This is a genomic window from Pseudomonas sp. L5B5 (genome assembly GCF_020520285.1).
Lineage (GTDB): Bacteria > Pseudomonadota > Gammaproteobacteria > Pseudomonadales > Pseudomonadaceae > Aquipseudomonas.
Genome location: NZ_CP084742.1, coordinates 1,054,883 through 1,067,888 on the forward strand (window position 1 = coordinate 1,054,883; position 13,006 = coordinate 1,067,888).

17 protein-coding genes and 2 pseudogenes are annotated in these 13,006 nt (G+C 56.1%); 10 read left to right on the forward strand and 9 right to left on the reverse strand.

The annotated features are described in order from the left end of the window. Positions 1 to 564 precede the first annotated feature (564 nt). Positions 565 to 1,704: a glutathione-independent formaldehyde dehydrogenase gene (locus LGQ10_RS04785; protein WP_174395401.1), complete on the reverse strand. Its 1,140-nt coding sequence runs from the start codon at positions 1,702 to 1,704 to the stop codon at positions 565 to 567. Positions 1,705 to 1,930: 226 nt separating this feature from the next. Between LGQ10_RS04785 and LGQ10_RS04790 the strand changes: the two genes are divergently transcribed. Further along, positions 1,931 to 2,134, forward strand: coding sequence for a hypothetical protein (locus LGQ10_RS04790; RefSeq protein ID WP_045792439.1), 204 nt, complete (start codon positions 1,931 to 1,933; stop codon positions 2,132 to 2,134). Positions 2,135 to 2,141: 7 nt separating this feature from the next. Here the strand turns inward: LGQ10_RS04790 and LGQ10_RS04795 are convergent, their stop codons facing one another. Next, complete coding sequence (locus LGQ10_RS04795; RefSeq protein ID WP_174395400.1) at positions 2,142 to 2,390, reverse strand: hypothetical protein; 249 nt, start codon at positions 2,388 to 2,390, stop codon at positions 2,142 to 2,144. Between the two features lie 4 nt (positions 2,391 to 2,394). Further along, positions 2,395 to 3,105 carry a glycosyltransferase gene (locus tag LGQ10_RS04800; RefSeq protein WP_174395399.1) on the reverse strand — a complete coding sequence of 237 codons (711 nt, stop codon included), beginning with the start codon at positions 3,103 to 3,105 and terminating at the stop codon, positions 2,395 to 2,397. Positions 3,106 to 3,296: 191 nt separating this feature from the next. On the opposite strand from LGQ10_RS04800, the gene LGQ10_RS04805 reads away from it, so the two are divergent. After that, entirely contained in the window at positions 3,297 to 3,551 is a 255-nt protein-coding gene (locus LGQ10_RS04805) for a hypothetical protein (RefSeq protein ID WP_083221135.1), read from the forward strand. A 336-nt stretch (positions 3,552 to 3,887) separates the two neighbouring features. Here the strand turns inward: LGQ10_RS04805 and LGQ10_RS04810 are convergent, their stop codons facing one another. Then, entirely contained in the window at positions 3,888 to 4,130 is a 243-nt protein-coding gene (locus LGQ10_RS04810) for a hypothetical protein (RefSeq protein ID WP_226524837.1), read from the reverse strand. A 269-nt stretch (positions 4,131 to 4,399) separates the two neighbouring features. Here LGQ10_RS04810 and LGQ10_RS04815 point away from each other — a divergent pair, with 269 nt between their 5' ends. After that, a complete protein-coding gene (locus LGQ10_RS04815; protein WP_138452273.1) occupies positions 4,400 to 4,837 on the forward strand; it encodes a hypothetical protein in 438 nt (145 codons plus the stop codon). Between the two features lie 278 nt (positions 4,838 to 5,115). After that, positions 5,116 to 5,394 carry a hypothetical protein gene (locus tag LGQ10_RS31405; RefSeq protein WP_319003943.1) on the forward strand — a complete coding sequence of 93 codons (279 nt, stop codon included), beginning with the start codon at positions 5,116 to 5,118 and terminating at the stop codon, positions 5,392 to 5,394. On the opposite strand, the pseudogene LGQ10_RS04825 reads toward LGQ10_RS31405, so the two are convergent. Beyond that, a pseudogene (locus LGQ10_RS04825) lies at positions 5,391 to 5,890 on the reverse strand (CinA family protein). The gene LGQ10_RS31405 and the pseudogene LGQ10_RS04825 sit on opposite strands and share 4 nt — an antisense overlap. 187 nt (positions 5,891 to 6,077) lie before the next feature. On the opposite strand from LGQ10_RS04825, the gene LGQ10_RS04830 reads away from it, so the two are divergent. The 5 genes from LGQ10_RS04830 (at position 6,078) to LGQ10_RS04850 (ending at position 9,148) form a co-directional block, all read left to right on the forward strand. Beyond that, the gene (locus LGQ10_RS04830; protein WP_174395398.1) at positions 6,078 to 6,839 is read left to right on the forward strand and encodes an OBAP family protein; all 762 of its coding nucleotides are present in this window, start codon (positions 6,078 to 6,080) and stop codon (positions 6,837 to 6,839) included. An 81-nt stretch (positions 6,840 to 6,920) separates the two neighbouring features. After that, a complete protein-coding gene (locus tag LGQ10_RS04835) occupies positions 6,921 to 8,231 on the forward strand; it encodes an SDR family oxidoreductase (RefSeq protein ID WP_174395469.1) in 1,311 nt (436 codons plus the stop codon). Positions 8,232 to 8,271: 40 nt separating this feature from the next. Further along, positions 8,272 to 8,553 carry a hypothetical protein gene (locus LGQ10_RS04840; protein WP_174395397.1) on the forward strand — a complete coding sequence of 94 codons (282 nt, stop codon included), beginning with the start codon at positions 8,272 to 8,274 and terminating at the stop codon, positions 8,551 to 8,553. Positions 8,554 to 8,654: 101 nt separating this feature from the next. After that, on the forward strand, positions 8,655 to 8,909 hold the full coding sequence (locus LGQ10_RS04845) for a DUF6555 family protein (protein WP_174395396.1): 255 nt from the start codon (positions 8,655 to 8,657) through the stop codon (positions 8,907 to 8,909). Then, positions 8,909 to 9,148 carry a hypothetical protein gene (locus tag LGQ10_RS04850; protein ID WP_174395468.1) on the forward strand — a complete coding sequence of 80 codons (240 nt, stop codon included), beginning with the start codon at positions 8,909 to 8,911 and terminating at the stop codon, positions 9,146 to 9,148. Before LGQ10_RS04845 ends, LGQ10_RS04850 begins: the two co-directional genes overlap by 1 nt. 231 nt (positions 9,149 to 9,379) lie before the next feature. On the opposite strand, the gene LGQ10_RS04855 is transcribed toward LGQ10_RS04850, so the two are convergent. The 3 genes and pseudogenes from LGQ10_RS04855 to LGQ10_RS04865 all read right to left on the reverse strand — a co-directional run bounded on the left by LGQ10_RS04855 (position 9,380) and on the right by LGQ10_RS04865 (position 10,288). Continuing rightward, complete coding sequence (locus LGQ10_RS04855; protein WP_226524838.1) at positions 9,380 to 10,000, reverse strand: NADP-dependent oxidoreductase; 621 nt, start codon at positions 9,998 to 10,000, stop codon at positions 9,380 to 9,382. A gap of 13 nt (positions 10,001 to 10,013) precedes the next feature. Beyond that, a pseudogene (locus LGQ10_RS31500) lies at positions 10,014 to 10,109 on the reverse strand (alcohol dehydrogenase catalytic domain-containing protein); the annotation flags it as partial. Then, positions 10,106 to 10,288, reverse strand: coding sequence for a hypothetical protein (locus tag LGQ10_RS04865; RefSeq protein ID WP_226524839.1), 183 nt, complete (start codon positions 10,286 to 10,288; stop codon positions 10,106 to 10,108). The pseudogene LGQ10_RS31500 and the gene LGQ10_RS04865, both read right to left, overlap by 4 nt. A 178-nt stretch (positions 10,289 to 10,466) precedes the next feature. Here LGQ10_RS04865 and LGQ10_RS04870 point away from each other — a divergent pair, with 178 nt between their 5' ends. After that, on the forward strand, positions 10,467 to 12,779 hold the full coding sequence (locus LGQ10_RS04870) for an FdhF/YdeP family oxidoreductase (RefSeq protein WP_174395395.1): 2,313 nt from the start codon (positions 10,467 to 10,469) through the stop codon (positions 12,777 to 12,779). Here LGQ10_RS04870 and LGQ10_RS04875 read toward each other — a convergent pair. Further along, positions 12,751 to 13,005: a hypothetical protein gene (locus LGQ10_RS04875; RefSeq protein ID WP_027616419.1), complete on the reverse strand. Its 255-nt coding sequence runs from the start codon at positions 13,003 to 13,005 to the stop codon at positions 12,751 to 12,753. The genes LGQ10_RS04870 and LGQ10_RS04875 overlap by 29 nt on opposite strands. Between the last annotated feature and the right edge of the window lies 1 nt (position 13,006).

Sequence of the window (13,006 nt, forward strand, 5' to 3'; positions counted from 1 at the left end):
CAAGGCTAGCCGTTTTCGCGGTAAAACCAGCTCATTCTTAGCAAGGACACATCAAGAGCTGGGCAGCGCCCATACAAATCAGGCAATCAACCTGAATCACCATTCTATTGTCATAGAAGGATTTTGGCCCAGCGGTTCACCACTGCCTGGGCCATCAATTATTGCCTGCTCTCGCCGGCCTTTCCTTCCTGCATCTGTACAGAGGACTTGGTACCACTGGAGTTGTCTTTCGTTGCATTATCGGCGCTGTCAGAAAATCCATGAAGCATGAATACACTGCAAAAGCCCAAGCACATACTCAACTTTTTCATAATCGTTTACCTACTGACGAGTGATTCAAATACAGCGCGAGATCTCAAAACCGATCGTCACACCGCTCTAAACCTACGTTATTAAATCCATCTTCAAGCGCGAGCCTGCATACGTCCGGGCGCTCTACTCTTTTTGCACCACCGCTGCGGTGCCAGAGAACTCCTGTTAACGCACTCCCCCGAAGAGCATTAGACTTTCCTTCAGAAGAGGACGCCGGCCCGATGCGGGCCGGCAAAAAGTTGGCTGTTCATTTTATGCTGCTGGCTTGAGTACGACCTTCGTCCAGCCATCGTCACGTGCGTCGAAGTGCTTATAGGCACCTGGGCCCTCGGCGAGCTTGAGGCGATGAGAAATGATCTGAGAAGGTTTTGCGCGACCATGATGGATAAGCTCGGCCAAGCGACGGTTGTAGACTTTGACGTTAGCCTGCCCAGTTCGAATCTGCTGCCCCTTGAACCAGAAAGCGCCGAAATCGAAGGCCATCTTGCCTTCTTTGGCGAGTTCATTTTTAGCGCCGGGATCCTGAGGTACGAACACACCAACGACTCCGATACCCCCAGTCGCTTTTGTCGAGGCAACAAGGTTATTCATAGTGAGGTGATTGGCTTCATGACCGTGGCGGTCGCAGCATTGATAACCAACACACTCACATCCTCGATCGGTGCCTTTGCCGTGAGTCAGATTTAAGATTTGGTCCACTGCCTCTTTCTCAAGCGAGTTAATGGGCGTAGCACCCATCTGAGCGGCGAGCTTTAAGCGGTCGGGATGATTGTCGACCACGAACACCTGAGAGGCGCCCTTGATCATTGCTGAGTGGGCGGCCATTAAACCCACCGGGCCGGCGCCATAGATGGCAATGCTCTCCCCAGGAAGGAGGCCCGCCAGCTCGGTTGCATGCCAGCCCGTTGGGAAGATATCCGACAGCATGACGTAATCTTCTTCACGCTCTTGCGCGTCGTCGGGCAGCACCAGGCAATTGAAGTCGGCATACGGTACCCGTAGCAGCTCTGCCTGCCCTCCCTGATAAGGCCCCATATCAGCAAATCCGTAGGCCGCGCCCGCACTACCTGGGTTAGCGGTCAGGCAGAATCCGGTCAGGCCTTTTTCACAGTTTTCGCAAAAGCCGCAGCCGACGTTAAATGGCAGACATACACGGTCTCCTACCTTGACTCGATCTACGCCGGTGCCTACTTCAACGACCTCGCCCAGATTCTCATGGCCAAACACTCTGCCGGTTTCGAAAGAGGTTCGGCCTTCATACATATGCAGATCAGATCCGCAGATATTAGTGGCCGTCACCCGCACCAGAACGTCCGTAGGTTTTTCGATTTTGGCGTCCGGCACATTTTGCACTCTGACGTCACGGGGGCCATTGTAAACGATGGCTTTCATTGCATTCTCCCAGAGGCAAGACGAAAGGTATTTTTCGTCAGCACATGTTTAATCTGTCCGAGAGAGCAAATCGTATGTTCAAGAAATTCGAGGCATGTCTGACGAGCGGTACATTCTCAAAATCGCTCAAAAAAACTGAATTATTCGCCCTCGTATCCCTCTCTTTTTTATCGATAGAGATTGAGAGGTTGGCTTGAGTTATCTGGATTGGGTTCAGTGGCCCGCCATGGCAGTGACAGTGATCGCCGCGTGGCTTATCGGGTCTCAACGCCCCGCGAGAAGAATGGCCGGGTTCTTCTGTTTTATTTTGAGTAATGTCCTATGGGTCATTTGGGGGGCTTATGCGGAGGCCTACGCACTGATCGTGCTGCAGATCTGTCTTTGCTCGATGAACCTACGTGGGTTTAAAAAGAACTTTCAGAATCAGTAGGCGCGATTCATTCGGAGGCCTGGCGACCGCGCTGATTTTTCCTGAACCCACGAACATTCATGCCAAGCAAAATGCACTCGAGCACAATCAATCCGAAAGCATTTGTGTGCCATCCCCAGATAACCCATAGCGCGTTGCTGAGGATAAACCCCCAAAAGGCAATCATGCGTCGGCGCGGTTGTTGAGAACCGATATACCAAGCTGACATGACAGTCACTATCATGGCGGGCCATTGCACCCAATCAATCAGATCCACCAGGTCACCCAGCCCCGAGGCCAGAATCTGAACCTATGGACGGCTCGACACCTTTGTCGGTATTGGGAGGCATAAGGGAAGCCAGATAATCTCCAAATCCACCCCGGCACTTGTAGTCCCGGCGTGCACTGGTGAGCACGGGATTGGTGGCTGTCCAGATAATACGTGCTCCAATCGTCTCGAGGTCTGCAACCAGTTGAACATCCTCGTGCGCCATCAAATGCTTGAACCCACCAGCGTTCTGATAAGCCTCGGCACTCAAGCCGAGATTGGCCCCTTGGATATGGCGATGGTTCTCGATGAACTGGTACAACGCCAGGTATTGAGTGCGAACCGCCTCGCCGTATTCTCTCCAGCTGTCGACCCCAACTGTTCCACACACCGCGTCAGCGTCAAACTCAATCTGACGCGCTAGCCAATCGGGTGGTACAACGGTATCGGCATCCGTGAAAGCAAGCCACCGTGCACCAGCTTTCAGTAACTGCTCAGTACCTACAGCTCTCGTCTTACCCACGTTTTGAAAGGAGACACCAATCGACTGTACGCCCATTGCCGCGACCATTGCCTCCGTGCTATCTGAGCAGTCATCCAAGACGACAAGTATCTCGACCAACTGATCTTTTAGCGACGGGTGTGCAACCGCGAGGAGTACGGACTCAAGGCATTGGCTGATATAGCATTCTTCGTTATGAGCAGGTATCACGATCCCTATCATTTTCTCTCCCTTACCTCGCGACGTGTGCCCAGCAGTCGACACCGCCCGGATAAGGAAGGTTTAAAGAATCTATCGTAGCGAGAGCAGCTCCATCTAAAGGAACGTTTCGGAGCTCCATTATCCTGCCAGTATTTACGCCGCGGCATTCTGAACTAGCCTTGTCATGTTTAGGCTTTTAATCCGGAGAACTGATGGACACGCTAACCAAAGTGGAGGTGGAAGCAGCCCTTTCCGCTCGACTTCCTAACTGCGCAGTTAACTGTGCATTCAATCCCGACGGCAGCCTTTCGGTGACCGTGACGGCGCACGATGCTGATCAGTTCACCATCGCCAATATAAATCGCGCCCACTATCACGGGGAATCAGGAATCAATAGGCTCATACGGGAAATACTGGAAGAAATGGTCATATCGAGACAGTCTTCCAGGCGTTCATCTGTAGGGTAATAAACAGGAATTCATATGCCGAACTCTACTGAAGCGACGATGCATTCAATCAAAATTGAATACCTAGTGGACACGCTGTTCGGAGTGAATCCACTCGCAAGCGAGTGTAGAGCACGCATAATGCCCAAAGCGTCTGGATTACAGCTGCAACTCGCACTGCCGTGGCCTAGCGAGCTACAACACGCCCACACACTTACTTTCGAATGGGAGGGCGGCCCCTACCGTGGGGTGGTGCACCACATTGAAAAACTTCCCAGCGGGGAGCTGCTGTTGGACGTCGACCCATAGCCTTAGTCGTGATGGGGGAGAAGCTGGAATTTGCGCCTGCCGCTGCTGTTACGCCGAGGGGTCACGCTTCAGGTGGGCTTTAGCTTCCAGCAAGGCCTGGGCATGCACCGAATCAGCCAGCTTTTTGAGTTCCTCACATTGGTCCCAATCAATGACACCGCCGCTTAACAGCGCTTTGGCACCGTCCAGCAGAGCACGGTGGTAAGCATCCGGAGAATTGGCGCGGTACTCGTAGTCGTTCAACGCCTTGTACCAAGCTTTGAGCTCGGGTCGTTGGGGTAAGTGGCTCATAATGCTCATCCTGTTTGGAGCAGGGTTTGTCTTTTCGCCTATTTCCATGTGAGAGCGTCGCCGACCTGAATGTTCAAACACAATCACCCCAAAGCCCCCATATTCAGCATTGGTGGATAGCGCTGCACGCCACTCGTCGAGGGATATGCAGAGCGTTAAAACTTTATCTATCGTTGCACCCTCCCACTTGTGAAGAGAAAAGAATTTGCTCCTATATGAGTCGATTCAATTGAATCCGACAGTGTGAACGCTGCGTGGAGATGACAATCATGAACCTGCGTCTACCCATGTTTTTGATGTTGTGCTTTACCTTTTCAAACGCCTTGGCTGCGGCGTGTGATGTCTACACGCACTCTCAGAGCGATCAAGTACCCGTGGTTGAACAGCACACCTGCTACACGTACGAAGGCGTGCCTTCCGACGCTATCGATTGGTCGTGCAGCAACGAAAACAAGGACATGATGAACACAAAAAAAACCAAGATCGCTCAATGCGCCGGCGACTATACGGCCAGTTGCAAGGCAACACTCACACAGGAGGCACTTGCGAATCCTCATGCAACCGCCAAAGTTCCTGGCCACGCAGGCGCGATGCTTCCCAGCAACGCTGGGGTGGTGACCTATCACTATGCCGCACAGGACCTTAAGCAAGCCAAAATCGATTGTGAGAAAGACGGCGGGCAGTGGACGTGGCAGTCAGCTCAATAACCGGATTTCAAATGGCGCATCCCATATGAACGGCTTTGAGAATGGTACAGCTGCGCCAATACCGCTTATGTTTAAGCGCGGTGATACGGTGCCCAATAACCCGGACCTGCCCGTACTTTTTTATTCAGAGGCACTTTCCAAGCCCTTCGACGACCCTGCGGCACTCTTTGAAGCAATGTTCGCCAGCCAAGGTTGGCCACCTCAGTGGCGTGACGGGATCTACAGCTATCATCATTACCATACACAGAGGCACGAAGTGCTAGGTGTCGCAAGCGGCTATGCATCAGCTGATGCTGGGTGGCGAGCAAGTGCAGGTTCTGAACGTGAGTACAGGCGATGTGTTGCTGTTGCCGGCAGGCACCGGGCATTGCAGTCTGAGCGCCAGTAAAGACTTTCTCGTAGTAGGCGCCTATCCGCCAGGCCAGCATGCGGATATTTGCCGCGAGGCGCCCACCCCGGCGCAGTTGAGGAATATCGAACAGCTACCATTTCCTGATGAAGGGCCAGTAACGGGCGATCAAGGTGCCTTCCGCAGGCTGTGGGTCAGAGATCGCTAAGTGCCCTCACCCGCCATCGCTAGCTGGTGAAAATGCGGCAATGATTTCAGGGCATGGAGGGATGCCGCCAATTGGACCTCCTGGCGCGAGCCCATGAACCGTTCCTTTCGACTGAACACGCTCAGACCCCGCCCTATTCGATAGGCCCAGGCGAAACAAACAGTTCCAGGAGGTATCCCATCGATCATATCCGGACCGAGTATGCCTGTGGTCGCGATGGCTACATTTGCCGGACTGTCGTCCAGCGCCCGAGAACCATCTCCCAAGCAACCTCACAACTCGTGAGATTAAAAGTATTTATGGTGCCCGCGCGTACTTTTAATAGCCGCTGTTTCGCTTCTGGCGAATAGACGACATAACCACTCTCAATACATGACCCACCTCCGTCGACCTCCGAAAGCAAAGTGATAATTTTTCCCGCGGAACAAGATTCGGCCGTCGTAATAACCAGTCGGTTGCGTTTGAGGTACTCCACGATAGAAGCGGCGACAAATATGATAATTGCTCCTGGGCGCGAGCGATTGCGCTATTACCCTGTTCCAAAAACGACCTTTCAAATCAATCAATGTTCAAGCGAAAGTGTTTTGAACGTGCACGGCGTCAGGTTTTCCAACGTCTACAGAGTTGAACATGACTTTCCCAAATTTCGCTTGAGAGAAGGCAAGAGGATGGAACCTACGACAATGATTACCAAAACAGCCAGAATGGCCAAGTCATGCTCCTTGGCGGCAACCTTTACCCTGTTAAGCGCCTGCGCTGGCAATGATTCTCCCTCGAACGTGGGGGCACCCGGTAAACCCACTGCTCCATCTACCCGAACCCTGGAAGCCGGAGCAGCCCTGCTCCAATCTCGTGCGCCTGTTGATGCATTGAACGCCTATCTGGACGGTTTTCACTTTTATAACGGCCATCCTGAGATGCAGATGGAAGCGCATCACTACTGCGCGATTCTCAATGAAGAGGTGATTCAATGCGTGATCTACGACGGCAATCGCAAGGATGCAAAGTTGATGGGCGTGGAATACATCATTAGCGAGCAGTTATTCACCTCACTGCCTACCCCTGAAAAGGCGCTGTGGCACAGCCACGTGCACGAAGTGAAATCAGGACAACTGGTCGCGCCGGGAATCCCCGAAGTGCCGGAGCACGCGTTGATGGAAAAACTGGTGCATACCTACGGTAAGACTTGGCATACCTGGCATACCGATCTCAACAAACGCCTGCCGCTGGGTGCGCCGCAACTGATGATGGGGTTTACCACCGATGGCCAGGCCGACCCTCGGATGGTCGCCGAGCGAGATAAGCGGATGGGTATCGACAGCACCGAAAAGAAGAAGACACGCATCGATATAGTTGCGCCACCCATCGCACCGGGTGCGGACGCATGGCAACAGGGCACCGTTATTCAGATCACCGATCCTACTGTAACGGCCCATCAGCACTGAACGCACCACTCAGTCATTTGGATTGAACGATCATTTGCTGGCCCTTCTCTATCGCAAGACCAGAGATAGGAGGATGTCATGATGATTGATTCAGCAACCGGAATGAGTCCTGGCGAACGATACGCAGTAGAGAGCCTGGAGCGAACAAGGAGCTTTTGCGGTTTTTTCCTGGATGGGAAATATTACCTCGGTACTGAACTGTTGACGGCTGTCGGGTGGCTTGAGGGCCAGACATTTATTTACGACGAGCTCGACGCCTTAGGCGAGCCGGTATTCCCGGACCGTGTCGCTGGCACCGTCGAAAACCTTACCCTCGTACTGGCCGACGGTGCCCGTTTGAAACTCCATCCGATACCTGTTCATGTGCCCGAGGATTTGCCTGCACACGCACCTGCAATGGAAAAAAACAATGGCCAGTTACACGGCAAAACGGTGGTGATCACCGGCGCCTCAAGCGGCATAGGTCGTGCTGCTGCTCACGCATTCGCAGAACAAAGTACCCGGTTGGTCTTGGCGGCTCGTGATGAAAAGGCGCTGGCAGAAGTGGTCGAGGAATGTGCTGTGCGCGGCGCGCAGGCGATCGCGGTTAAAACCGATGTGACACATGGCGACCAAATGCACGCATTGGCGGAAAAGGCTGCAGCCTTCGGAAATGGGCGTATCGATATCTGGATCAATAACGCCGGTGTAGGGGCCGTCGGCAGCTTCGAAAACACGCCCTTGGAAGCACACGAACAAGTGCTGCAAACGGACCTGCTCGGTTACTTGCGTGGCGCCCACGTGGCGTGGCCCTATTTCAAAGCTCAAAAAAGCGGGATTCTGATCAATACACTCTCGCTGGGAAGCTGGGTCGCCCAGCCTTTTGCTGCCGCGTATTCAGCCAGTAAATATGGCCTGCGTGGCTTGACCGAAGCACTGCGCGGCGAATTGGTCGGCTACCCGAATATCCACGTGTGCGACATCTATCCCGCCGTGATGGATACACCGGGCTTTCGCGATGGCGCAAATTTTACCGGCCACGCATTGACGCCGCCGCCACCCGTCTATGATCCGCGTCAGGTGGCGCGGGCGATGGTCGCTTGCGCGCTGCAACCGAGGAACAGCACGACTGTGGGGGCCGCCGCAACCATCGCTCGAATCGCGCATTTGTTGCTGCCAGCCTTTCCCCAGGTATCAGGCTGGCTCACCCGCACCGCCTTGCAACGGGCTCCTCACTCAGCGACTTCGTCGGGCAACCTGTTTACACCCGCCAGCGGTGAGCGCCGCATTGAAGGCGGGTGGCGGCAAACACGCCGTTCGCCTTATTGGTTGGTTGCAGCAAGCGCAGTGCTGTTACTCGCCGGTGTGGTCATTGCGCGCAAGCAATCGGCAAACAACAAGCCGCATAACTGAAATCGGGGGCAGCCGCCCCGTTTAAATGAGGTAAATCAGCATGTCTTACGACTTCCAAGGTATTGCCAGTGTGATTACTGCTTCGCGCCATTTGGGAACACTATCAGATGAACGCTTGAATGATTCAGTAAACATCCAAATGAGCAGCAGTGGAAAACCGACCATTGCGCGCTTGGACTTCGACAAGCCCCTGGATTGTCCGGGCAATCCCAACTTTGTCGCGGTCAATTTGCCCGATGGCTCCACCGTGAGTGGCGTCATCGTCGATATAGAGCGGCCCACGAATGCGCCCGGGTGGGTTACGTTTACAGTAGATGATTGAGGGGTGATAAGCGCCGGCGCTCACCCATCGAATTGTCGGACAACTTTTCTGAATTTTCCTTGACGTCAAATATCTGTAATTCATGAGCATAGGGAGGCCTCATGAAACAAAACAATCTATTTACTATCGAGTATCAGCTTCACGGTGAACCGAAGTCCTTCATCGTGCGCGCATCGCAAATGAACAATGCCGAGGCTTGGCATTGGGCCAGCTGCGATGCAGGTGTCGCCGTCATACCCAGATTTGGCCAACACACCCTCAAGCGAGTCTCTAAACCTATGGCGGAAAAATACGGCATTACCCATGTTCGCTGGAGCGGCGCGACACAGGTTCAATGGGCGGAGGGTCTTACATGATGAACAGCCAGGCACTTGGTTATACCAATAAGCAAGCACGGGATGATGAAGTCGCGCGAAATAACGAGATGTTTTTCGAAGCCGACCGACTGGATGCGCGAGCGTACAACATCATCGAGTCCTACAGCGGCGATGCGCAGACGTGGGCGCGCTTTATCGAAGCTAAGAAAGTCGCAGATGCGCAACGCACCGCCGCTTACCAAGAGTGGATGCGCATTCACCGCGCCAAGCGAAAGTAGCTGCCAGCCCTGTCGAAAACAGGGCTGACGCCCGGCCAGGTATCACGCCCCTGACTCAGGGTCTTTTGAAGGCCCGCCAGGGGCGACGCCACCTTGATCGACGTCCGCCTCCCAAGGGCGGTCGACCGTCGGGTCCTCCGATTTGTCGTTGCGCTTTGCCGTATCGGGACGCACCTTTTGCCCGGCATCCCCCGACGTACGGGGTTTGGATGGTTCGTTCATGACGCCTCCTCAATCACTGATAGGCAGCACGACCTTGCCGTGCACATGGTCATTGGCCAGATAAACCAGGGCCTGCACCGCAGCCTCCAGCTCGAAGACCTTGGCGATATAGACCTGCACATTGCCGGCATCGATCAATCCGGCAATCTCTGTCAGCTCCTCGCCACGTGGCGCAGCGGTAAACCGTGCGCCAGTCTTGCCGGTAGCCTGCGGGTGGCTGGCGTCGGGCGTCGTCAGGGTCGACACCAGCCGCCCCCCCTCCCCCAGCACTTGCCACGAACACGCCTGGGTATCGCCGCCGATCAAATCAATCACCAGGTCAAACCCCTTGCAAATGTCCTCAAAACGCTCGGTCTTGTAGTCGATGACGTGGTCTACGCCCAGCTCGCGCAAGAACGGCAGGCTTTCGGTGGACGCGGTGGCGTATACCTCGGCACCCTTGACCTTGGCAAACTGCACGGCAAAGTGGCCCACCCCGCCGGTCCCGCCATGGATCAGCACCTTCTGCCCCTGCTCGATCTGTCCGTGCTCCACCAGGGCCCGCCAGCGGTACGCCGGCCGCAACCGGCCAATCCAGTGACTGGGGAATACGCGCCAGATGCACCGCCGGTACCCGCGAATACTCGGCATAGCCACCGTCGGCGCCAATCATCGCAAACACCCGATCGCCCTTCTTGAAATCGCTGACGCCCTGCCCGACTTTTTCTACCAGGCCGGCGACTTCACGACCGAGGGTCAGCGGAAGTTTGTCCTGCTTGACCTCCGGGTATTGACCTTCGCAATCTTGTAGTCCACAGGGTTGATGCCCACGAAAAAATTCTTGACCAGCACCTCGCCTGCCAGAGGCTCCGGCACCTCGACGTCACAAAACCGCATGACCTCGGGGCCGCCAAACTGCTCAATCCTGATTGCTTTCATGTTACCCACCTCGCTGTCTGTTCAAAGCACACAGGGGTGTGGAGGACCGCCGATGTCCGTGGGTTCACTTGATATCGAGCAACACTGACAAACGGCATCTTCCACCCACGAATCCACTCGAACCTTTGCGTCTACCGGCCCGTCCCAACTGTATTCAGCCAAGACCCGGGAGTGCCTGATGCTTATCTACCCCAAAAGCCATTTCCAGCCTTATACCAATGCCTGTGGCGGTTGGGGTTCGGCCAAGTCGGTGATGCAGATCCTGTGGCGCGAACAAGCGCTGGCCAAGGCGCCCGCCGCGCTGTTCAAACAGAACAAGCCCGACGGGTTTGCGTGCGTCAGTTGCGCCTGGGCCAAGCCCGGCCATCCCCATGCGCTGGAGTTCTGTGAGAACGGCGCCAAGGCCACCGCCTGGGAACTAACGTCTCTCAAGACAGACCCGGCGTTCTTTGCCGAACACAGCCTCAGCGACCTGCGTACCTGGCCCGACTATGCGCTGGAGCAGCATGGCCGCCTGACCCACCCGCTACGCTACGACCCCGACACTGATCATTACCGGGAAACCTCCTGGGAAGAGGCCTACCGTGAAATCGGCGCCCAACTCAAAGCCATGGACCCCGACAGCGTGGTGTTCTATGCCTCCGGGCGGGCGTCGCTGGAAACCTCGTTTATGTACCAGTTGTTCGCGCGCGCCTACGGCACCAACAACCTGCCCGACAGCTCCAACATGTGCCACGAGAGTACCTCGGTAGGGTTGCAGGAAAGCATCGGCGTGCCGGTAGGCACCGTGACCCTGGCAGACTTCGAGCACACCGATTGCCTGTTTTTCTTTGGCCAGAATGTCGGCAGCAATAGCCCGCGCATGCTGCATCAACTGCAGGACGTGCGTCGCCGCGATGTGCCCATCATCACCTTCAACCCCCTGCGCGAACGCGGCCTGGAGCGTTTCGTCAACCCGCAGTCCCCCACGGAAATGCTTACGCCCGACTCGACCTTGATCAGCACCCAGTACCATCAGGTGGCAATCGGCGGTGACACGGCAGCGATCACCGGTATCGCCAAGGCGTTGCTGGAAATGGATGACCTCGCTACCGAACAAGGCAGCCCGGCCGTAATCGATTATGACTTCATCGCCGGCCACACCGAAGGCTTCGAAACTTTCACCACCTATGTCCGTGGCTGTACTTGGGCACACCTGGAGCATCAGAGCGGGCTGACGCGCGGCGCACTGGAAGCCGCCGCGACCGTGTATGCCCACAGCCAACGCGTGATGTTCGTCTACGGCATGGGGCTGACCCAACATCGACACGGCGTGGCCAACGTGCAGATGCTGGTCAACCTGCTGCTGCTGCGCGGCAATATCGGCAAGGCCGGTGCCGGGATCTGCCCGGTGCGCGGCCACTCCAATGTGCAAGGCCAGCGCACGGTGGGCATTACCGAAGACCCGAAAAAAGTACCGGCGGAGTTGATCGAGCAGCACTTCGGCTTCAAGGTGCCAGAGAAAATGGGCGTGTGCACGGTGGATGCGTGCGAAGGAATTCTCAGCGGCCAGGTGCGCGGTTTTGTCGGCCTGGGCGGCAACTTTCTGCGGGCAATTCCGGACACCTCACGCATGGAGCCCGCCTGGCAAGGGTTGCACCTGAACGTACAAGTCGCCACCAAGCTCAACCGCACGCACTTGCTGCCGGCGCGTCACCAGTGGCTGCTGCCATGCCTGGGTCGCATCGAAATAGACCGGCAGGACGGCGTGGTGCAAACCTACACCACCGAAGACAGCACCGGATGCATCCACAGCTGGCGAGGCAGCAGCGAGCCGGTCGGCCCACACGTGCGCGCTGAAGCCAACATCGTCGCCGGGCTGGCCATCGCCACCCTCTCCCACCCCTGCAACATCGATTGGCAGGCCTGGAGCACCGACTACGCCAAGGTCCGCACGGCTATCGGGCAGATCTACCCGCAGATCTTCCACGACATGGAAAGCCGTATGGCCGAGCCTGGCGGTTTCCATCGCCCAATTGCCGCCGCGCAGCGCGAGTGGCTGACTCCGAGCGGCAAGGCGCAGTTCGTCAAGCCCGTGACCCTGGCCGAAGATGACGACGTAAACCTTGCACAACCGGCACGGGATGTCCTGCAACTGATGACGCTGCGCAGCAACGATCAGTTCAACACCACCATTTACGGTTATGACGATCGCTTTCGCGGGGTCAGCGGCACGCGCGAGGTGATTTTCATGCACTGCAACGACATCGTGCGCCTGGGCTTCATGCCCGGCGCGCAGGTGATGTTGACCACTGCCATCGAACCGGAGGTCAAGCGCCAGGTCGGGCCATTCGAAATCATCGCCTACGACATTCCCGAAGGCTGCGCCGCGGCGTACTACCCCGAATGCAACCCGCTGGTGCCGCTCTGGCACCACGCTGAACGCAGCAAGGTGCCGGCCGCCAAATCGGTGCCGGTGCGGCTCAGCGCGTCGCCGACTCACCCAGGATGAACACCACCATTACCAGCAACCACAGCAGGTACACCCATCCAAACAGGCGTACCCAGCCGCGGTGCCGGTAAAGCCCTAAATAGAACAGCAACAACAGCAGGAACTGGCCGGCGGCGGCGAGCATGATCACGCTGCCGAACCGGGGCTGATAGCGAACGCACAGTATCTGCACGGCCAGCAACAGCAGCAGCGCCCCATAGACTTTCAACGCGCCCGCCTTGCTCATC